Origin of the sequence: Planctomicrobium stercoris (assembly GCF_051465655.1) — a bacterium.
GTDB lineage: Bacteria > Planctomycetota > Planctomycetia > Planctomycetales > Planctomycetaceae > Planctomicrobium.
This window is the reverse complement of the sequence record NZ_CP195791.1, coordinates 3,139,713-3,160,527: the sequence shown is the minus strand read 5'-3', so window position 1 is coordinate 3,160,527 and position 20,815 is coordinate 3,139,713. Positions and strand designations below refer to the sequence as shown.

Genomic DNA, 20,815 nt, shown 5'->3' with positions numbered 1-20,815 from the left:
CGGCCCTTCTCTTTTCTGAAGAATGAGTTTGCTCAAGTAGTTTACCTGTTCAACAGGTCACAGGGCGTCCTGATCAGTTCCACTTTGGCGACATGGCAGAAATTTCCTTGCATGTCATTCATGAGTCGCTGAAAATCATAAAGGTATCGCAGGAAGTTCACTTTCAGGACACCGGAGGTCGGGCCTTCCTTCGGAGTCCGCGTGATGCGGAATCGGATTCTTGAAATTGCGGAACATCCCGCGCGTCTCCGGGTGGAGCGTCATCAGCTTGTCATCGATGCCGGGGGACCGCTCCTTCGCGTCCCCTTCGAAGACTTGGCCGTTCTGGTCGTCGCACATCCGCAGGTTTCGTACACTCAGGCTGTCCTCAATGAATTGATCGCAGCAGGCGGAGCGTTTCTCACCTGCGATGAATCCCGCATGCCCTCTGGGTTGTTGCTGCCTCTGGACGGAAATGTCGTTCAGACGGAACGTTTTCAAAAGCAGGTGCAGCTGACCGTACCTCGCCGAAAACAGCTCTGGAGACAACTCATCCGCAGCAAAGTCCACATGCAGTCCATGCTGCTCCGCGAACGTCAGGGGACCGATCATGGCATCGGGCGGCTGATATCGCTGATTCGTTCTGGCGACCCCTCGAACATTGAAGCGCAGGCCGCGCGCCGATACTGGGGAGCGCTCTTCGGCAGCGATTTTCGCCGCGACCGGAACGCATCGGATCACAACCGCCTTCTGAATTACGGCTACGCTGTCTTGAGGGCAGCTACATCCCGCGCCATCGTGGCTGCCGGACTGCATCCCACGATCGGACTGCACCATCACAACAAATACAACAGCTTCTGCCTCGCTGATGACGTCATGGAACCCTATCGCCCTCTCGTCGATCGCGCCGTGGCAGGAATTCTGGACGGTCTTGAGGCGATTCCGGAAGTGACGCAAATGATCAGGGCCGACCTGCTGGGAGCACTGACCGAGCCGATCAGGATTCAGGGTGAGTCGCGTTCGCTGTTTGATGCCTTGTCAAAAACAGCAGCTTCCCTGGTGCAATGTGTTGTCGGGGAATCTCGTGATCTGATCTTGCCAGAAGGGTTTTTCGATGCCAGAAGCAGGGGACGAGCTGTCGGAATATAAGAGTATGTGGCTGTTCACAATGTTTGATCTGCCGGTCGACACCAGGCAGGCCCGCCGGGACTACTGCAGGTTTCGCAACCTGCTGCTTGATCAAGGCTTTTCACAGATGCAATACTCTGTCTACGCCCGCTTTTGTGGCAGCGAGGAAATCGCGGAGACGTACCGGCGATCGATCGAATCCAAACTGCCGCCGGACGGCTACGTGCGATTGCTTGCAGTGACCGATCGGCAATTTGGGAAGATGCAAAGTTTTCACGGAAAAAAGCGAGCCACAAATGAGTCAGCCCCATCGCAGCTTCTGCTTTTTTGAAGCCTCCTTTTACTGGAAGTCGTTATGTCGTTGGCAGTTCGGCGGAAGGTAGTGTATCCGAGCGAAGCTTCCCTGCGAACTACAGCTCCGACGCAGTAACAGTCGCCCCATCTGCGAGTGTATCCGAGCGAAGCTTCCCTGCGAACTACAGCTCATTTTGACGTTGGTCTTATGCGACCATAAGTGTATCCGAGCGAAGCTTCCCTGCGAACTACAGCAATACGAAGGCGAAGTGTTTTGCGCGAGCGAGTGTATCCGAGCGAAGCTTCCCTGCGAACTACAGCATAACGAAAAGACAAGTGATCCTATGCTGCTAGTGTATCCGAGCGAAGCTTCCCTGCGAACTACAGCAGGACTCACACGCAAGCGACAACTGGTCTCAGTGTATCCGAGCGAAGCTTCCCTGCGAACTACAGCAGAACTTTATCGGTCTTCATGTGCCCGCCTAGTGTATCCGAGCGAAGCTTCCCTGCGAACTACAGCGAATACTACCTCAAACAGCAGCGGAATCTGAGTGTATCCGAGCGAAGCTTCCCTGCGAACTACAGCATGCAAAGGTCGACGGCGAAGCACGACTGGAGTGTATCCGAGCGAAGCTTCCCTGCGAACTACAGCATGCGGCGGCTTATGTGGCTCGTGTGGCTCAGTGTATCCGAGCGAAGCTTCCCTGCGAACTACAGCGGGTCATCTCCCACACCTCAGACGGCTTGGAGTGTATCCGAGCGAAGCTTCCCTGCGAACTACAGCTTCTTTCGCGGCTTACGTGAGAGCATTGCTAGTGTATCCGAGCGAAGCTTCCCTGCGAACTACAGCATCAGTTGTACATGACCGGCTTCAACTCGAAGTGTATCCGAGCGAAGCTTCCCTGCGAACTACAGCTGTGGCAATGGTCAGTGAGTACATCTCGTCAGTGTATCCGAGCGAAGCTTCCCTGCGAACTACAGCACCGGTTTCGATCATCCGGGCGATTTCCGCAGTGTATCCGAGCGAAGCTTCCCTGCGAACTACAGCACACTTTGCGGAGATAAGTCAACTCCTGATAGTGTATCCGAGCGAAGCTTCCCTGCGAACTACAGCCGAGCCGGGAATTCGTGCGGCACATTTCCGAGTGTATCCGAGCGAAGCTTCCCTGCGAACTACAGCGGGGCAACGCCCGGCGCGTATAGCAATTTGAGTGTATCCGAGCGAAGCTTCCCTGCGAACTACAGCGGATTTCATCCTGGACAGCAGGAGACTTCTAAATAGGCCCTCCACCGAACCGGAGTGAGGTTTAAGCGGCTTTGGCGAAGGAGTGTCGCATGTCAAGATAGTGGTTGTTGTTCACCTCAAACCATTCATACGCTTGATCGATCAGTTCTTCCAGAGTCTGGCAGCGGTGGTTCCTCGTGATCGTCTCGTGCAGGTGCCACCAGACACGCTCGATCGGGTTCGTCTGCGGGGCGTACTTGGGCAAAAAGTGAACTTCGATCCGGTGGTTCCATTTCTGCAGATATGCTTTCACTGCCCGTGAGTCATGGAATTTGGCGTTGTCGCAGATGACGTGAATCTTCCGGTAACCCCGCAGCCGTGAACGTAGGTCGTCCAGATGAGCCAGAAACTGAACCGTGTTTCGCCGCCAGTGAGGACGACTCACCAGCAGCGTCCCTGTCCTCCAGATTAGCGAGCCTGCCACATGGCACTTCTGATTGTTCCCCGGCGTGACCACCTCGGCCTGCTGGCCTTTTTTCATCCACATGTTGCCAATTTTGGGGTTCAGATTCAGGTCCACTTCATCCTGAAAGACAGCCACATCCTGGGGAGAAAGGTTCTCCAGAAGCTGCTGAATCCGCTGGAATTTCTCGGCGTGTTCGGGATCAGCTGGTCCCACGACAGGTCGAGGGCGACGCCAGACCAGCCCCAGTCGATGCAGCCCCCGGCGGATCGTTTCACCGCTCAAACGCTGCCCGGTTTCGAACGCCAGCAGGTGGGCCAGTGTTTCACACGACCACCGGGAGCGAAAATATCCAAAGTCCCGGGGAGTGTGCTGGGTGGCTACGTGGGACTGGTGCGACTCGAAGATCATCGACTGAACGTCGCTGCCGCTTTCGACAGAGATTTCATTCGAAACTGTGGAACTCCGGGGGCCGCAGCGTCCCGGATCCTCAGTGAAAGCGGTTTTCGAAGTTTCTCCGATCTGGAGAGTGCCCACTGGCAGGGGACACCCAGTTTGACCCGCCGTCTTTCCGTCCCTGCGAGTGAACGAGTTCTGGTGATCGGAGATGCCGCTGGTTATGTCGAGCCATTCACGGGGGAGGGGATCGCGTGGGCATTGGCTTCCGCTCAGGCTGTCGTTCCACTGGTCTTACGGGGAGTGAAGTGTTGGACACCCGCCCTGCAGGATGAATGGGCGAGCAGCCTGAAGCGACTGCTGCACCGTCGACAATGGATGTGTCGGCAACTCGCCTTCGGGCTGCGTCGAACCTGGCTCGTTCACGGGGCGACACGGTTATACTCCCGGTTCTGGCGCAGCGAGTCAGTCAGATGACGAACATGCTGATCGATCCCAGAAATGAGGATGATGCAGTTTTCCAGCGAGAGAGGGATCGGATCATCCGCACTGGAAAATTTGACTCCCCACCGAGGCCGCTCATTCATCGATATCAAAGGTGAATCGCTTTTCACCGGTGGTCAGTTGAACTGCCGATGGTGAGATTCCTGTTCACGGCTACGCTCACCCTTTCGACTCATTTCTCGATGGCATCCGGGTTGATGGGCTGGCCTTCCCAGTGCCACTTTCCATCGACAAGTTCAAGGAGTCGCGACTTGCTGCCCGGTGCAGCACGTTCGTTGTGACTGGGAAGCCACTTGCTGTGGGCCGCCACCACTTCCTCGACTCCGGGTTGTTTGGCGAGGTTGTGCCATTCGTCTGGATCTGTCCGAATGTTGTACAGTTCTTCCGAGCCATCAGCGTAACGAATATACCGCCAGTCACGGCTCACCACGGAATGATTGCCCTGAGACTGCGTCGTGATCGCGGGCCAGTTCCTCTCGGCGTTCTGATCGCGGAGTTGTGGAACGAGACTGTGCCCTTCCAGTTCTGAAGAGACCGGGAGCCGGCACAGTTCCGCGAGAGTCGGGTAAAGATCGAGCAGTTCGACGGGCTGCTGGCAGACTCCCTGGGCGATTCCCGGCCCTGCAAAAATCATGGGAACCCGTGTCGACTCTGACCAGAGAGTATTCTTCCCTGTCACCCCTTTTTCGCCCAGATGCCATCCGTGATCCGACCAGAACACGATGATGGTGTTGTCGCGATACGGTTCCTGATCCAGAGCAGCGACCACTCGCCCGACCTGCGCGTCCATGAACGAAACGCAGGCAAGGTAGGCCTGGACAAGGTTCTTCCATTGCTCCTGTTTTCGGAGCCATGACAATCGCGGCTCTGGCAACTGGCTGTGCAGGTACCAGGCAAACTCAGGGATATCACTGCGATCAGACTCGAGAACTTTTGGCAGGATGAGAGACGATTGCGGGTAGCGATCGAACCACTCCTGGGTGGCATAGCATGGAACATGGGGAAGAAAGAATCCGACGGTCAGGAAGAATGGCTGGTTGGTTCGCTTGGGGAGTTCCTGTTCGACCCAGCTGGCCAGTTGGTAATCCCCCTTTTCGGAATCGGCATGTGGAAAGGTCCCCCAGTCAACCAGTGGATGATTTCCTGCGGGGGTTGTGACGAGTTTGGAACGGGGACGTGCACCGATCGAACTCTCCGGTCCCCAGATGTCCGCATAACGAGCCCTTTCTTCTTGCGGGGGACCGCCACCGTGGAATAGCTTCCCGCCAATGATGACTTCGTAGCCGTTCTTCTTGAAGTACTCGGGGAGTGTCACGCAATCCTGCAGCGCAGGCGCCTTTCTCAGCCACGGCTCGAGGGCATAGACGCCGGTCGAGGAGGGACGTTTGCCTGTCAGAACGCTGGTCCGACTGGGGTTGCATAACGGTGCCTGACAATGGGCATTTGCAAACAGCATTCCCCGTGACGCGAGGGCATCAATATGTGGCGTCTGTGCCTGTGGGTGACCTTGAAGACACCCCACCCAGTCATTGAGATCGTCCACAACAATCATCACGATATTAGGCCGGTCATCCGCGATCGCGAATCGCGGAGTTGATGCAAAAAGGGCAACCGCAATACAAAACAGAAGACAGCCATATGATCGGCTGGGATGTCGACAACTCTTGTTCATCTTGATAGCCTCCGCTGACGAAAATTGTTCGACGCGAGGAGCTCGAACACGTTGTCCTCCGAAACACGGAAGACAACGAGATGTTACAGATCTACGCATCGAGTGTCTTGCGGAAATCCCGGAAATCACCGGCTGAAAACGCATTTGGGGAACTGACCACGTGCCGACATTGAACTCCGCCCACTGCCAGCTCGACGGACTGACTCCGAAGCGTTGGCACGTCGTTCGTCGACGGGACTTGAACTGTTTTCAGCATTGTCCTTCGAGTCATGAAAATCACATGGGTTCAACGGATCATTCGGGAGATTTTCACAATTTCGCCGGAACCAGGTCGTCAATTTTCGACAGAACGTTTATGGGGAGACGCTACAACTCCCGGTCGTGAAGAATGATTGTCGTGTCGAACTCCAAGGGAGTTTGCGCGACCTAGAGAGAGCTTCGCCTCAACGAGTTCTCCTGGAGCAACGAGAGAATGCAAACGTCTTTGAAGATTCAGATCGCATGTTTTTCTGCTGCAGTGCTGCTGATGTCGGTTGCTGTCGCGGAGGCTGTCCCGGCCCCTGTCAAAAGACAGCCGAATGTCCTCCTCATTCTCGTCGATGATCTCGGATACGCGGATCTTGGATGCCATGGTTCGAAGACGGCCATCACCCCGAATATTGACTCCATCGCGGCAGCGGGAATCCGCTTCACCGACGGGTATGTCACCGCTCCCCAGTGCGGGCCTTCCCGGGCAGGTCTGATGACCGGAGTCTACCAGCAGCGCTTCGGATTCGAGGCAAATCCGCAGCATGAATATCTCAGAACTTTCGGGCTCCCCCCGGCTCGACTGACCATGGCTGAACGGCTTTCGGCGGCGGGCCTCGCCACAATGGGAGTCGGAAAATGGGATCTTGGTGCGGTTGCGGACTCGCAGCCGTGGACACGTGGATTCGACGAATTTCAGGGATTTTACACAGGTTCCAGAAGCTTTTATCCCATCGTCGACGACAACGAGAGCTCTTACAACAGGTATCGGAAGAGCGCGACGCAGCTTCTGAAAGAGTCGGGACACCTGACTGAGCAACTGACCGACGCGGCGATTGCCTGCATAAAAGCGCATCAGTCGAAACCGTTCTTCATGTACGTCTCGTACAACGCACCACATTGGCCGATGGAGCCGAAACCTGAGCATCTCGAACGTTTCGAGCACATCGAGGATCTTCACCGTCGCTCGTTTCTCGCGTTACTCTATGGCGTGGATCAGGAGATCGGACGTCTGCTGGCAACGCTGGCGGAACTTCAACTGGAAGAAGAAACGCTCGTCGTATTCTTGAGCGATAACGGTGGTCCGACGGGGCATGTCAGATCGAATCCGAAGGCACCCTTCCAGTTTGGCCAGAATACCTCTCTCAATGATCCGTTCCGCGGAGTAAAAGGAGATGTTTACGAAGGTGGCATCCGGGTCCCTTTTTTCATGCAATGGAAAGGCCAGTTCGAACCGGGCACTCTCTTTCATCATCCGGTGAGTTCTCTGGATCTGATCCCGACGGCACTGGCAGCAGTGGGGGCTGATGTCCCTGAAGCACCGGAGCTGGACGGAGTGAATCTGCTTCCTCACCTGCGTGGCGAAGATCCCAGTCCCCCTCACGATGTCCTGTACTGGAGATGGATGGGACAGCTCGCGATCCGGAAGGACCAGTGGAAATTTGTCAAATTGCCTGAGAAAGCAGGCGAGCTGTATGACCTTTCATCGGATCCAGGTGAAAAGAGTAACCTCGCTGCCGCGCATCCCGACATCGCGACTGCGCTACTCCAGTCCCTCAAGGAGTGGAACGAACAGCTGCCCGAACCGAAATGGCGCACGCCCCAACAATCAGAGATGCTCAAACGATCTTATTCGGCGGACGTCTTCACTGGAGTCGAGGTTGCAGAGCCGAAGTAACTTGCCAGCGGCAATGTGAAAGTGACCAGCGAGAGTCTCGACTGCGGTGATCGCGTCCCAGAGAACCGTTCCCGGAGCGTCTTTCGACATGACGTTCCGAGTGCGGATAACGCCACAAGCGCATGCCCACGGTTGACTAAACTTCTCTACCGTGAAGTCTTACGACCCGTTTTCGAGGGTTTTGGATCTTTCTCGGACGTGAGCTTGATTTCGAAGAAGTTGTGTTCATTCGCTTTCACGACATAGGTCAATTTCGAGTCGCGATGATAGCGCGCGGGCAGGCTCTCGTCCTGATAGGTCTCCTTGCCGTCCGTCGCAACCACGAGCCCTGCGGTGGACAGCGACACTTCGTGCTCACCGGGCATGGCCCCTTTCTTGTAACGATTGAACGACAGCTCAAACCGGCCATCTTTCCCGGTTACCCCATAGGAAGGGGAAGCAAATTCCCCGCTGGGCTGGAATAACAGAGACGCATTTGGAAGGGGTTTGCCATCCAGCAGGACGATCCCTTTGACACTTGCCAGTTCCGGCCCAGGACGGCGGGAGCATCCACTTCCCCCGACTAGAAGAACCATCCCTGCGAGCAGCAAGAAAACGAATGAGTGAGCGGTTGTGCGACGGTGAGGAGACTTCATGACTCTCAGGGGAATGATGTTCTTGTGATGATTCGGGCCATGTCGGTATCGAGTCGACTGACGCACGAAGATCGTGACGGGGAAATCAGCGGCAGTTCCCACGGAGACTCCAGCTCAGCGTCTGACTTCCATGAGTCGACACTCTGTGACTGAATCAGTTCCTGGAGAACGCGGCACGTCTGCACTGTTTGAAGGCGGTGAGCGCAACTGACGTCGAGATGCTCCTCGGGAACAAAGGCCGAGGAGCATCCTTCGCCGACATTTCAGAATTCGCCAATCAACAGCCAGTCTTCCCGGCGGGCGAGCCTTTGGAACAACCCGCTGTTAGCAACTGTTGGGTTGCTGGCCGGCAGATGCGCTGGATTGTTGTTGTGCTGAATGTTCTCGCTGATGAACCGGACGCTGCCGTCGCCCAGGAGAAAGTGTGCGCCGCCGACATGCTCACTGCTGAACCCATCGGTTGCATCTGGTCCACCATGGTTGATCTTATGCACGCTGGTTCCGACGATCCCGCGGAGACCCATGTCTCCGTGGGCGAGGTAGCTGTGAACTCCAATCCAGAACGCCGCCTTATCCAGCCAGGACCGTTCTCCGACGAGAATGGTATTGCTGGTGCCGTCTGTAATGTCTCTCATCCGAACACGGCTGTTGGGCCAGATGGAGCCCAAGGGATCAATGCGTGAATTCAGCCAGTTCTGTGAAGTGATCCAGCAGATCCCAGGGCGATTGCGCGATGCTGGGTAATCTGTGAGAATCGGGATGTGGTGCTTCAAGCGTGACAATGGCGTTGTGAAGTCTGTTCAGGGATTTCGTGTCGATCACGCAGTGAGCGAACACGAAGAAAGACTGGCTGGCGAGGTGTCTCGACATGATCTCCGGCGCTGGATACTGCCATCCATGGCTTGGCTCCTCAGCAAGAAAAGTGGTGCTGCACCTCTCGACGTAGACCAAGCCTGTTTTTGCTCCTACACCAGTTGAAAACTCCACTCCGATTACGGCGTGGCGCTATTTAGTGAGCGCTCAGGGAGGCTCCCTGGGCACGGGAGTCTTTCATCAGTCGAATGTTGCCTGGATCGCTGATCGCAGGACCGGAGAAGATGAACTGCTGTAATCGTGTACAAATTTCGAAAAGTCTTTCATGCAGCTGTTGAAAATTCCAAGCGTGATCATTACTTGAAACTTCCCCGGGATGACCGTTTCCCGCGGGTACGGCCGGGAGCGTATTTATCGCGACGATTGCGGGATAAAACCACCAGGCTGTGGTGGGCACCTGCCGCTGTGCGTAGGGACGTGTAGGAGAACGTCTGACAGCCCGTTGAAATTGGGGAGATTTCGCTGAGCCATCGGATGAGGTGTTGGCGGAGGAAGCTCTTTTCGGTGGAAAGGAAGTGGGGCGGTGGAAGTGGTTTGAAGGCGGCCTGGAGGCTGCAGAGGGATCTTGGAACCTACAGGCAAGCCCAAATTGCAGACCGCCATACCCCTGCTTGTGGATCATCTGCACCTTCAAAGTACCCGAACCAGCTGCATGCGGCAGAAGACGCCACGGGAACCGAGGATCGGCCCGTTGCGTGTGAAGATCGCGGTTCCAACACGAACTCTTCTCCATAAAGCATCCAGCATGATTGCAACTCATCAGAGAGCACGAAGCGTAAGCGAGTGTACGTTTGCAAGGGGGTGAGCGATTGCAATTCAAGATACAGCTCATATCAAATTGCCAAAGATCGACGAAAACTAAAAGCACGCCAAGCAGGCTGGGTTTCGCTTCACTCAACCCAGCCTACATCACTCCTCCCGCTTCCCCAACGCCATCGGTCATCCTCCCTGAACACTCGAAACCCCAACCACCGGCAATCTACCAGATCTGTCAAGCGAAGGGGTGATTTTCAACGGGCAGCTAGCCCCGGCCACCCCGCCGCTACGCCACCTCACTATTTCATTTTATGAGTATTTAGATCAACTTGATCATCTCTGACAAAGACCGCATGAATCGGACTTGAAAAAACATACCATCGTTCGTGATTGGAATTGCAGTTCTCCGAACAGGCGAAAAATCTAGCTTCGCTGGCCTTGCTCGCAACCAGTGGCATTAAATTCCCTTCAGCATCTTTGGCTCGCCACACAAAAAGCGAATTCGTCTGCTTATCTCGAATCGGGTCGCCATTATACCTCACGTACCCTTCTTGATACGGAATAAGGGCGTCCGGACAAAACCTATTCAGCGATGAGATATCTCCAGGTGATGAGCGAGTTGGCGATGTCATGGAACGCTTGGTGCACTTCCTCCAGCCTGTCCCAGCGAATCCGCAACCTGCGGAATTGTTTGAGCCAGCTGATGGTCCGTTCAATCGGCCAGCGGGTCGCACCCAGAGACGAGTCCTGCCGCTGACCTCGTTTGGGAATGAAGGTCTCAATGCCAGCCAGTCCCAGCAGGTCCCGAGTTGCCTGGCAGTCGTAGCCTTTGTCGGCGGTCACACTCCGTGGGCAATCCAGGGGGCGTCCCCGCTTGCCACCAATCTTCGGGTACCTCAGAAACACCAGTGGCAGAAGTTGTTTCAGATCATGAACATTGGCGGCCGTCAGGATGTTCGCCAGCGGAATCCCATTGTGAGTGGTCATCAGGTGAGACTTGCTGCCGCAGCGACCACGATCCGTCGGATTCGGTCCGGTTTTTGTCCTCCCAACGGGGCCTTGATCAATCCGGCATCGACGAGCACGTCCGCCAGTTCCAGACGCCCGGCTGCGTTCAGCACGGTGAGGAGGTGGCGATGAATGTCCTGAAAGACTCCCAGGTCGATCCACAGCTTGAGACGTCGATAGCAGGTCTTGTAGGAACACCCCAGTTCCAAGGGCAGGTCCTCCCAGGCGATGCCGGTCTTGAGCACGAACAGAATGCAGGTGAAGACGGTCCTGTTCTCCGCTGGCGGTCGGCCGCCTTTGACAGAGAACTCGTAAGTCGGAAAGAACGGCTCGATCTCGTCCCACAAGTCATCACTCAGCAATCGGGTGGCCATATCAGTTCCTCCGTGAACGGGAAAAACCAGACCTTCCCAAAATTTTCAAACCATGCCAACATTAGTTTTGTCCGGAACCTCTAAGTAAATCGCGATTGTTGGCATCATTGTTTGCGGCCAATGTTGCAATGCGAAAAACGAGCAATGCCGTCCGTCGATTTTGTCGTTGCTGCCCCTGATGGATGTAGGACATCACCAAAAGCACAGTTCCAGCAAAGAAAGCAGCAATTAGAATGCAAGTGTATGCATTTTCTTTGAACCGCGACATAGCACATCCTATTACCTTCATGGTGTCACATCATTGTTGTCAAACCACCGAAATTCACGTGCAGCACGATCGCCAGGATAGTCGTCGGTTGGGCAGCTTTCACAGCCTTTAAATGCTGGGTCATCGTACTGCGGCATATGCCTCGATACCGCGTTTCGGGTTCCACTAAACTTATTCCAGCTGGAGCTATTATCTCCGGGAAATCTCCATCCCGCTTCAATCCATTTTAGTACGCTATGCGTGAGCTCGTGACCGCATTCTGATTGTCCAGTAATGTATTTAACGTGTTTGTGGATGGCCGTGTATGATTTTGCATCATTTAGCCACATGCCACTAAGCCGCGACATGACTCCCCAAAGAATATAGTTAACGGACCCTGTCGCGACTGAAGATCGCTGCTCCAACACGAACTCTTCTCCATCAAGCATCCAGCATGATTGCAAGTCATCAGAGCACGAAGCGTGAGCAAGTGTCCCGCCTGCAAGGAGCGAGAAGCTTTCATTCCAATAAAAGGCTGTAATTTTGATTGCCAAAAGACAAGTCGGGGGCCACGTGACGTTCAGCACTGCTCGCAGAGCAGTGGCACCCAAGTTCAAGACTTTCTCAACCCGGGCACCCGGCTACTTTCAGAACTTCTCTTGGTTCACATCAATTGGACCGAAGGGCCCCAGCCACTCTGCCGATCCACCCCAATTGGTTAACGGCGTTGTCAGCCACCCTGCCGAAATTACAGCCAAAACTTCCGTCCCTTTGAGTTAAGAGGTTCCGGACAAAACTAATGTTGGCATGGTTTGAAAATTTTGGGAAGGTCTGGTTTTTCCCGTTCACGGAGGAACTGATATGGCCACCCGATTGCTGAGTGATGACTTGTGGGACGAGATCGAGCCGTTCTTTCCGACTTACGAGTTCTCTGTCAAAGGCGGCCGACCGCCAGCGGAGAACAGGACCGTCTTCACCTGCATTCTGTTCGTGCTCAAGACCGGCATCGCCTGGGAGGACCTGCCCTTGGAACTGGGGTGTTCCTACAAGACCTGCTATCGACGTCTCAAGCTGTGGATCGACCTGGGAGTCTTTCAGGACATTCATCGCCACCTCCTCACCGTGCTGAACGCAGCCGGGCGTCTGGAACTGGCGGACGTGCTCGTCGATGCCGGATTGATCAAGGCCCCGTTGGGAGGACAAAAACCGGACCGAATCCGACGGATCGTGGTCGCTGCGGCAGCAAGTCTCACCTGATGACCACTCACAATGGGATTCCGCTGGCGAACATCCTGACGGCCGCCAATGTTCATGATCTGAAACAACTTCTGCCACTGGTGTTTCTGAGGTACCCGAAGATTGGTGGCAAGCGGGGACGCCCCCTGGATTGCCCACGGAGTGTGACCGCCGACAAAGGCTACGACTGCCAGGCAACTCGGGACCTGCTGGGACTGGCTGGCATTGAGACCTTCATTCCCAAACGAGGTCAGCGGCAGGACTCGTCTCTGGGTGCGACCCGCTGGCCGATTGAACGGACCATCAGCTGGCTCAAACAATTCCGCAGGTTGCGGATTCGCTGGGACAGGCTGGAGGAAGTGCACCAAGCGTTCCATGACATCGCCAACTCGCTCATCACCTGGAGATATCTCATCGCTGAATAGGTTTTGTCCGGACGCCCTAAGCGCTTTGACCAGAAAATTCTCTGTAGAGTCAGAAATCGTTTTGCAATAATCTGTATCTGGAAAAACCTCATGAAACATGTCGATAACACTAACGCGATTTCCATTAACGGTTGAGAGATCTACGCCGATATAATCCCCATCACGAACATCGCAAAACACGTACCACCCAGGATTAGGATCTGATTCGCATACAAGCACCTCAGACGCAGGCACAAATTCAGACAATGGCAGGATCCGATACGGAGGATCCAATTTGTCGAACAATGATGCCCCATCCATTTTTTGCCACAGCTGTATTAAGTCGTCCGGAATTTGATATGTGTGTCCGTTGTTTGCGACCGAGTGTGGTATGGCTGAGGATTTAATCGGGGCATTTGGGACGAGATGGTCGGCTATTTCATCAAGTACGTTATTCATATAATTTAACAATTCAGTAAAATGAAAATTATTCGAGAAAATACGTTAACTTTTGCATTTTAGTTGCAATCGTGCGTACTACTTCAACCGGCTGTAATGAATCAGTTGGAATTAACGCGAAATTAGAGTCAATTCCATGACGCCTAAAACTGACGCAAAACTTAAGCGTTACCTGTAGTGTTATGAAAGGGGCTCTAAATATGCCCTCCACCGAACCGGAGTGAGGTTTAAGCGGCTTTGGCGAAGGAGTGTCGCATGTCAAGATAGTGGTTGTTGTTCACCTCAAACCATTCATACGCTTGATCGATCAGTTCTTCCAGAGTCTGGCAGCGGTGGTTCCTCGTGATCGTCTCGTGCAGGTGCCACCAGACACGCTCGATCGGGTTCGTCTGCGGGGCGTACTTGGGCAAAAAGTGAACTTCGATCCGGTGGTTCCATTTCTGCAGATATGCTTTCACTGCCCGTGAGTCATGGAATTTGGCGTTGTCGCAGATGACGTGAATCTTCCGGTAACCCCGCAGCCGTGAACGTAGGTCGTCCAGATGAGCCAGAAACTGAACCGTGTTTCGCCGCCAGTGAGGACGACTCACCAGCAGCGTCCCTGTCCTCCAGATTAGCGAGCCTGCCACATGGCACTTCTGATTGTTCCCCGGCGTGACCACCTCGGCCTGCTGGCCTTTTTTCATCCACATGTTGCCAATTTTGGGGTTCAGATTCAGGTCCACTTCATCCTGAAAGACAGCCACATCCTGGGGAGAAAGGTTCTCCAGAAGCTGCTGAATCCGCTGGAATTTCTCGGCGTGTTCGGGATCAGCTGGTCCCACGACAGGTCGAGGGCGACGCCAGACCAGCCCCAGTCGATGCAGCCCCCGGCGGATCGTTTCACCGCTCAAACGCTGCCCGGTTTCGAACGCCAGCAGGTGGGCCAGTGTTTCACACGACCACCGGGAGCGAAAATATCCAAAGTCCCGGGGAGTGTGCTGGGTGACCCACCGCAGGACATTCATCATCCAGGCCGGGGTGAAATGCTGCGGAGTCTGCACCTCCAGAACCGCAGCGACTCTTCCTTGACTGAACAATTTCAGCGTGGTGGAAATCAGGTCGAAGCTGCAAAAGAGCACGGTCTTGATCTGCTGCCAGGTCAGGCCATCAGCTCGCAACAGGACAAGATGCGCTCGTCGAGAGACGGAAACATCGACTCCAAAGCGATAGGCCTGCAAAAGCATCTTGCGTTCCTGAGCTGTGAGGTGGATACTGCCATCCATGGCTTGGCTCCTCGGAAAGGGTTGTGTGAGAACTTCCCAAACCGTAGACCAAGCCTGTTTTTGTTCCTACACCAACTGGAATTTCCACTCCGATTGAGGTGTGGAGTTATTTAGAAATCACTAGCGCTATGGTGAATTGGGGCCTGGAAAATATGGCCAGTATGGACCCTGTCGTGACTGAAGATCGCGGCTCCAACACGAACTCTTCTCCGCATAATATCCAGCATGGTTGCAAGCCATCAGAGCACGAAGCGTGAGCGAGTGTCCTCGCGCAAAGGAATGCGTGCGCACAATCTTTGAGAAGGACTTCATCAAATTATCGAGAAACGGTCTTCCAATGCTCAACCCAGAGATCCACACAGCGGAGCCTACATCGCTCGTGTCTCAGTCATATTACCGAATGATAATACATAGAATGCCAATAACATTGCTTGCCACATGATAAATATAATCACCCATATCCAGAAACGGGCATCAAAACCACAGCACATTTCCCGAGAAGTAAAAGTGATCACAGAAATTGCAACGAAGAAATAATAGATAATGATCGTAACTGGGAATTTATAGCTCTTTTTGTCTCTCATCGCGTCTCCACAAAGGCATACTCCTATAAGAGGCCACCAGCACAATAATACAACTTGTGATATCATAGATAAAATAATTGTGACAAGGCTGTCCTCACCAAGCAGTTCCGCAATGCCAATTAGCACAACATAAGGCGCGAACACGACATTAGATCCAAAATGACAACCTAGCAGCCCGTTGAATTTCCTTTCTTCGCTTGACAGGTCTGGTAGATTGCCGGTGGTTCGGATTTCAGGCATTCAGGGAGGGTGACCGATGGCGTTGGGGAAGCGGGAGGAGTCGCAGCAGCAGGAGTTCTGGACTCCGACAGCGAATCTCTCCAAAGGGCCGGGGCATGTCTTTTATGACAAGCTCAATCAGGTGCTGGCCAAGGCGGGATTCGACAAGGTTCTCGAGGACCTCTGCTCCCCGTATTATGCCAGCACAGGTCGCATGTCGATCCCCCCGGGCGTCTATTTCCGCATGCTGCTGGTCGGGTACTTTGAAGGGATCGACTCCCAGCGTGGCATCGCCTGGCGGTGCGAAGATTCTCTCTCGCTGCGAAGGTTCCTGGGCATTCCGCTGGGGAAAGAGACTCCCGATCACAGCAGCCTGACCCGCATTCGGGATCGGTTGCCGCTGGAGATTCACCAGCAGGTGTTCCAGCAGGTGCTCAGCATCATCGATGAGCATGGACTTCTCAAGCTGAAATCAACCGGTGTCGACTCCACGTTGCTGGAAGCCAACGCCGCCATGAAAACAATCGTGAGAAAGGACTCGGGCGAAGACTGGAAGGAGTTCCTCAAACGCCTGATGCAGGAGGAAGGGCTGATCGAAGAAGACGATGATCCCAGCGACGATGACCTGCGGAAGTTCGATAAAACCCGTCATCAGCAGGGGAAGAAGAAGGTCTCTAATGCCGACTGGGAATCGCCGTCAGACCCCGATTCCCGCATCGTGAAAATGAAAGATGGCCGCACTCACCTAGGCTATAAAGCGGAACATGTGATCGACCTGGAGAATGAGTTCATCCTCTCCGCCACGGTGTGTCATGGGACGAACAGTGATGCCGGCACGCTCATCGAAAGCGTGGTGAATGCCCAGCAGAACGTGATTCTCGCTGGGAGTCCGGAAGAGATTGAAGAGGTTGCTGCCGACAAGGGGTATCACAAGAACGAGACGATCACGCAGGCCACGCAGCTGGGACTGCGAACGTACATCCCGGAACCGAACTCACAACATCATCGGACGTGGACGGACAAACCAGTGGAAGTGCAACAGGCAGTGCTCAACAACCGCCAACGCATGAGTCGATCCAAGGGAAAGGACCTGCAGCGTCAACGCAGCGAGAAGGTCGAACGCAGCTTCGCCAATGTGTGCGAAACCGGCGGAGCGAGACGAACGTGGCTGCGAGGAATTGAGAAGATCAACAAGCGTTACCTGATCGTGGCTGCAGCCAGGAACCTGGGTTTGCTGATGCTCAAAGCATTCGGCATCGGCAAACCCAGAGGATTGCAAAGCGGACAGAGGGCACTGCTGGCACTCTGGGGAACCTGCACGCTGCTCTGGGCCGCCCTGAGAAACCGCCTGCGATCGCTCCAGGCAAGGACAGCTCATCCGATGGCGTTCCGAGACATCAACTGGCAATTGACCCCACAGCGACCACGTACACCCCGGAAACTCCAAATCATGCCAACTTCAACGGGCTGTTAGTCGACGTTGAGGCATCATCGCGCGTGATGAAGAAGGGCATTCCGATGCCACCGATCGCGATCGGTAAGAGCGACCTGCCGATCATCCAGGCACGGATCAGTGCTGCGACTGCGTCTGCTTGAGCGACTCCAGCGATCAAGCACAGCGCGCCCACACCCGCAGAGACAACGCTAATCCAGAAAGCCAACAAGCAGGCTGCATAGGCACACCCTTCAGAAGCAGTTGCATCGTCAAGTGGGCTCTTCCGCCAGACGTGAGCGATGAACACGAGTCAGCGGCTTGACCTGGCACTCATCACACTGGAGAGGTTCGAACCCTGGAGCGACCGAGACGACCTTTCGGCAGCTGGGGCAGGACCAAGCGATATGGACGTCTCTAATCTCTGACCGCACCAAGGACCGGGTGATTGACGTCACAAGGCTGATGGATTTCCAACTCGAGTCGCACGATCCGTAAATGCGGGGGACCGACTTTGGAATCACACTGTGATCAGACTTCTCTCGACCAATTTCTTGTCATGGAGTGCAGGAAGTTTCCATCCGACGCCGCGAATTCGGCTCCTATCAGGCGAAAAGCACCTGGAATTGATGAGATTGCAGATTCTCGACGCCCGGCACGTGGATTGCCATTGGACTGCGATGACCAGATGTGGTCTTTCAAAGTTTCGATCCAGTCATCCCAGTTCAAGCCTAAGGAATCGACGATGTCTCAAACAACGATCCAGTACGTTCTGTCACGTTTAAGGCAAATTGGAATCTCGGAGATCTTCGGCGTCCCCGGGGATTTCGCTTTTCCGATTAATGATGCCATCTGTGAAGATGAAGGCCTGCGTTTCATCGGTTCCTGCAACGAGTTGAACGCTGCCTACGCGGCTGATGGATACGCTCGAGTGAAAGGAATTGCAGCCATCAATACGACCTATGGCTCCGGAGAACTTGGGGCACTCCCGGGGATCGCTGGAGCCTATGCCGAACACCTTCCGATCTTCCATCTGACAGGTCAGCCGCCCCGAACAACCAAGCGCGACCGAGGGGTTGTCCACCACACACTGGGGAACGGAGAATTCGATCTGTTCTATGACATGACCGCTCCTGCGGTCTGTGCCCGGACGATCATCACACCGCAGAACTGCGTTGCCGAAACAGAACGTTTGATTGCTGCCGCACTTTATCATCGCCGTCCCGTCTACATGGCACTTCCCGGAGATGTCGCGAACCTTCCCGCACTCGGATCTGGAGTCCCGTTTGAAGAACCGAAGAGCGACCCTGCCACGCTGGAGCGTGCTGTGGGGGCCATTGTCGATGCCGTCGCCAAAGCCAGAACCGCCTGTGTCTTGCCCGGGATTTTCGTGTCGCGTTTAGGCCTGCAGCGAGAAATGGAAGCTCTCATTGATGCTTCCGGGCTGCCCTTCGCAACTATGATGATGGACAAATCGGTCCTCGACGAAAGTCATCCCAACTACATGGGAGTCTACGCCGGTTCGTGGGTGAATGAGGTGGTGCAGGAGTATGTGGAGGGAGCCGATTGCCTCCTCACCGTCGGCAGCCTCCTGAGTGATTACAACACTGCTTCATACACCGCCCGGCTGGACGAAACAAAAATCATCAATGTCATGCACCACCGGACAAGGGTGGGGAAGACCTGGTTTGACGATGTTGAAATGAAGGACGTCCTGATCGCGTTGACTCGAAGTCTCCCCAGGAAGAGCAACGCCGGCTTCCCGGCCCCGAGTGGCCTTGGACAACCCGTTGGCCAGGGGGAGGATCAGATCACCGCGGAAACGCTTTATCCGCGCTGGCAGCAGTTTCTCCGCCCGAATGACATTGTCGTGGCCGAGTCAGGCACTCCCGCGCTGGGCCTCACTCCCGCCTTGCTTCCGAAGGGGGCAACCTACCACAACCAGACTCTGTGGGGAGCGATCGGCTGGGCGACACCAGCAGCATTCGGCGCAGCGATGGCCGCCCCGGACCGCAGAACCGTTCTGATCACCGGTGAAGGATCTCACCAGCTCACAGCTCAGGAGCTGAGCCAATTCCATCGACGCAGGCTGAAACCCATCATCTTTGTGCTCAATAACAGCGGCTATCTGATCGAGCGGTTGTTGTGCAAGTCTCCGGACATCTACTACAACGAACTCGCGCCGTGGAATTATCATCTCCTTCCAGAGGCGCTCGGCTGCGAGGGATGGTACTCCTCACGTGTCACGACCTGCGGGGAACTGGATGCTGCGATGGCAAAAGCCGAGTCCTGCGGCACCGGAGCTTATATCGAAGTGGTGACAGACAAGTACACAGCTCCCCCCCTGGCAATGAAGATGCACCGCGCGACTCCCACATATCCCGTGAGCAAAGCGGTGATCCCGTAACGATTGATTCGGTGAAGCTGATGGGAGACAGACAGGATCGACCCTTCGAGGCAGCCTGATTCCTGTTCAGTTCTCCCGAGAAGCCAAGGCGACTGTTGAACTGCGAGTCGGGAAAAGAATCCCGACTCGCAGACGTTGAGGCGAACTCTGCTTCAGGCAACGTCGCTCGTGAATTCAACGCGACTCAGCGGATTCAATAACGTACTTGCCGACATGGAAATGGTAGTCAGTTCTCCATTCTACGAACTTCTGAAAGGACGACCGAGATGAACAGTCAACCCAAAGTCGCAGTCATTACAGGTGCATCGCAGGGAATCGGGGCGGGCCTGGTTCGTGGATTTCTGGATCGTGGCTATCGCGTTGTCGGAAACTCGCGGTCGATCCAGTCCGACTCAACCGCGGGTGTGGTGACTGTCGCGGGAGACATCAGCGATCCCGATGTGGCAGACCGTGTCATTGCAACGGCTGTCGCGCAGTTCGGTCGGGTTGATACTCTCGTCAACAATGCGGGCATGTTCATTGCCAAATCGTTCACCGAGTATACCGAAGCGGACTTCAACGCGAAAATTTCCCTGAATCTGGGCGGGTTCTTTCACATCTCCCAGCGTGCTGTCCGCCAGATGCTGACGCAGGGGGGTGGCCACATCGTCAATCTCACCACGACACTGGTCCAGCAACCATTGAAGGAAGTCCCCTCAGCTTTAGCCTCTCTGACGAAAGGGGGCCTGGATGCGGTAACGCGGTCACTGGCAATCGAGTATGCGGACCGGGGAATTCGAGTAAATGCTGTCGCTCCCGGAATCATTCGCACGCCCATGCACAAGCCGGAGTCACACGCGTTTCTCTCCGGCCTTCATCCCATGAATCGAATGGGCGAGGTGCAGGAAGTGGTCGACGCTGTTTTGTATCTGGAGTCCGCCTCGTTCATCACGGGCGAAACGCTGCACGTCGATGGAGGGGCACACGCCGGACACTGGTGAGTGACTCGCGCAGCAGGCTGCCCCAGGGATGTCGTTGATCCCCAATGTCCATGATCGCCGGGTTTCCGCAATGAACCGCTTCGATCCATCTGGGGACAGAGGTTCTTGCGATGAGAACTGCCTTCGTAACCTCGTATTGAGAAATCCCAGCCCAGCCATCAGGCGGTTTCATAACTGGGAGGGCGCGGCTCCTGCCGAGCCGCTATGAATTTCACGCGTGATCTTTGATGCGGCTCCGCTCGAGCGTCGCCTTGCCGAAGCCATTGACTGATCAGTTATGAAACCACTTCATGGAATTCAGTCGAATTTCCTGGGGCAAGTGCTCCTGGAACGTCCCCTCAACAGCTCTAA

At 54.9% G+C, this 20,815-nt stretch carries 15 protein-coding genes, 1 pseudogene and 1 CRISPR repeat array; of the genes and pseudogenes, 8 read left to right on the top strand and 8 right to left on the bottom strand.

Annotated features, from left to right (window positions below):
- Positions 1-204 precede the first annotated feature (204 nt).
- The gene (gene cas1 / locus SH661x_RS12910; protein WP_437221997.1) at positions 205-1,128 is read left to right on the top strand and encodes a type II CRISPR-associated endonuclease Cas1; all 924 of its coding nucleotides are present in this window, start codon (positions 205-207) and stop codon (positions 1,126-1,128) included.
- Between the two features lie 4 nt (positions 1,129-1,132).
- Entirely contained in the window at positions 1,133-1,438 is a 306-nt protein-coding gene (gene cas2 / locus SH661x_RS12905; protein WP_437221995.1) for a CRISPR-associated endonuclease Cas2, read from the top strand.
- A 50-nt stretch (positions 1,439-1,488) separates the two neighbouring features.
- A CRISPR array of direct repeats spans positions 1,489-2,647; the repeat unit is 36 nt; unit sequence AGTGTATCCGAGCGAAGCTTCCCTGCGAACTACAGC.
- A gap of 61 nt (positions 2,648-2,708) precedes the next feature.
- Here cas2 and SH661x_RS12900 read toward each other — a convergent pair.
- Entirely contained in the window at positions 2,709-3,500 is a 792-nt protein-coding gene (locus tag SH661x_RS12900; RefSeq protein ID WP_437221993.1) for an IS630 family transposase, read from the bottom strand.
- Between SH661x_RS12900 and SH661x_RS12895 the strand changes: the two genes are divergently transcribed.
- Positions 3,483-3,962 (top strand): NAD(P)/FAD-dependent oxidoreductase, encoded by a 480-nt coding sequence (locus tag SH661x_RS12895; RefSeq protein WP_437221991.1) that lies wholly within the window; start codon positions 3,483-3,485, stop codon positions 3,960-3,962. The two genes, SH661x_RS12900 and SH661x_RS12895, sit on opposite strands and share 18 nt — an antisense overlap.
- 199 nt (positions 3,963-4,161) lie before the next feature.
- Here the strand turns inward: SH661x_RS12895 and SH661x_RS12890 are convergent, their stop codons facing one another.
- Positions 4,162-5,661 carry a sulfatase gene (locus tag SH661x_RS12890; protein WP_437221989.1) on the bottom strand — a complete coding sequence of 500 codons (1,500 nt, stop codon included), beginning with the start codon at positions 5,659-5,661 and terminating at the stop codon, positions 4,162-4,164.
- Positions 5,662-6,133: 472 nt separating this feature from the next.
- Here SH661x_RS12890 and SH661x_RS12885 point away from each other — a divergent pair, with 472 nt between their 5' ends.
- Positions 6,134-7,585, top strand: a complete 1,452-nt coding sequence (locus SH661x_RS12885; RefSeq protein ID WP_437221987.1) for a sulfatase family protein — start codon at positions 6,134-6,136, stop codon at positions 7,583-7,585.
- Positions 7,586-7,731: 146 nt separating this feature from the next.
- On the opposite strand, the gene SH661x_RS12880 is transcribed toward SH661x_RS12885, so the two are convergent.
- The 4 genes from SH661x_RS12880 to SH661x_RS12865 all read right to left on the bottom strand — a co-directional run bounded on the left by SH661x_RS12880 (position 7,732) and on the right by SH661x_RS12865 (position 11,231).
- Positions 7,732-8,322 (bottom strand): hypothetical protein, encoded by a 591-nt coding sequence (locus SH661x_RS12880; protein WP_437221985.1) that lies wholly within the window; start codon positions 8,320-8,322, stop codon positions 7,732-7,734.
- A 161-nt stretch (positions 8,323-8,483) separates the two neighbouring features.
- The gene (locus SH661x_RS12875) at positions 8,484-8,888 is read right to left on the bottom strand and encodes a DUF1559 family PulG-like putative transporter (RefSeq protein WP_437221983.1); all 405 of its coding nucleotides are present in this window, start codon (positions 8,886-8,888) and stop codon (positions 8,484-8,486) included.
- Positions 8,889-8,892: 4 nt separating this feature from the next.
- Complete coding sequence (locus tag SH661x_RS12870; protein ID WP_437221981.1) at positions 8,893-9,171, bottom strand: hypothetical protein; 279 nt, start codon at positions 9,169-9,171, stop codon at positions 8,893-8,895.
- Between the two features lie 1,260 nt (positions 9,172-10,431).
- A protein-coding gene (locus SH661x_RS12865) for an IS5 family transposase (RefSeq protein WP_437221910.1) occupies positions 10,432-11,231 on the bottom strand; the annotation gives its coding sequence in 2 pieces (ribosomal slippage) (positions 10,432-10,892 and positions 10,892-11,231; 801 coding nt in all).
- Between the two features lie 1,108 nt (positions 11,232-12,339).
- On the opposite strand from SH661x_RS12865, the gene SH661x_RS12860 reads away from it, so the two are divergent.
- Positions 12,340-13,139, top strand: a protein-coding gene (locus tag SH661x_RS12860; RefSeq protein WP_437221910.1) for an IS5 family transposase whose coding sequence is annotated in 2 segments (ribosomal slippage) — positions 12,340-12,679 and positions 12,679-13,139 — 801 coding nt in all. Because the reading frame shifts where the segments join, the coding sequence is not laid out codon by codon here.
- A gap of 42 nt (positions 13,140-13,181) precedes the next feature.
- Here SH661x_RS12860 and SH661x_RS12855 read toward each other — a convergent pair.
- Positions 13,182-13,577, bottom strand: a pseudogene (locus tag SH661x_RS12855) (SMI1/KNR4 family protein); the annotation flags it as partial.
- 227 nt (positions 13,578-13,804) lie between these two features.
- Entirely contained in the window at positions 13,805-14,842 is a 1,038-nt protein-coding gene (locus SH661x_RS12850; RefSeq protein ID WP_437221979.1) for an IS630 family transposase, read from the bottom strand.
- Positions 14,843-15,682: 840 nt separating this feature from the next.
- On the opposite strand from SH661x_RS12850, the gene SH661x_RS12845 reads away from it, so the two are divergent.
- The 3 genes from SH661x_RS12845 to SH661x_RS12835 all read left to right on the top strand — a co-directional run bounded on the left by SH661x_RS12845 (position 15,683) and on the right by SH661x_RS12835 (position 20,464).
- Positions 15,683-17,119, top strand: coding sequence for a transposase (locus SH661x_RS12845; protein ID WP_437221977.1), 1,437 nt, complete (start codon positions 15,683-15,685; stop codon positions 17,117-17,119).
- Between the two features lie 703 nt (positions 17,120-17,822).
- The gene (locus SH661x_RS12840) at positions 17,823-19,484 is read left to right on the top strand and encodes an alpha-keto acid decarboxylase family protein (protein ID WP_437221975.1); all 1,662 of its coding nucleotides are present in this window, start codon (positions 17,823-17,825) and stop codon (positions 19,482-19,484) included.
- A gap of 266 nt (positions 19,485-19,750) precedes the next feature.
- Entirely contained in the window at positions 19,751-20,464 is a 714-nt protein-coding gene (locus SH661x_RS12835) for an SDR family NAD(P)-dependent oxidoreductase (RefSeq protein ID WP_437221973.1), read from the top strand.
- Positions 20,465-20,815 lie beyond the last annotated feature (351 nt).

Excerpts from the sequence above, each read along its gene's own strand:
- cas1 (WP_437221997.1), top strand. The coding sequence starts at position 205 with ATGCGGAATCGGATTCTTGAAATTGCGGAACATCCCGCGCGTCTCCGG.
- cas2 (WP_437221995.1), top strand. The coding sequence starts at position 1,133 with ATGTGGCTGTTCACAATGTTTGATCTGCCGGTCGACACCAGGCAGGCC.
- SH661x_RS12900 (WP_437221993.1), bottom strand. The coding sequence starts at position 3,500 with ATGATCTTCGAGTCGCACCAGTCCCACGTAGCCACCCAGCACACTCCC.
- SH661x_RS12890 (WP_437221989.1), bottom strand. The coding sequence starts at position 5,661 with ATGAACAAGAGTTGTCGACATCCCAGCCGATCATATGGCTGTCTTCTG.
- SH661x_RS12885 (WP_437221987.1), top strand. The coding sequence starts at position 6,134 with ATGCAAACGTCTTTGAAGATTCAGATCGCATGTTTTTCTGCTGCAGTG.
- SH661x_RS12850 (WP_437221979.1), bottom strand. The coding sequence starts at position 14,842 with ATGGATGGCAGTATCCACCTCACAGCTCAGGAACGCAAGATGCTTTTG.
- SH661x_RS12845 (WP_437221977.1), top strand. The coding sequence starts at position 15,683 with ATGGCGTTGGGGAAGCGGGAGGAGTCGCAGCAGCAGGAGTTCTGGACT.
- SH661x_RS12840 (WP_437221975.1), top strand. The coding sequence starts at position 17,823 with ATGTCTCAAACAACGATCCAGTACGTTCTGTCACGTTTAAGGCAAATT.
- SH661x_RS12835 (WP_437221973.1), top strand. The coding sequence starts at position 19,751 with ATGAACAGTCAACCCAAAGTCGCAGTCATTACAGGTGCATCGCAGGGA.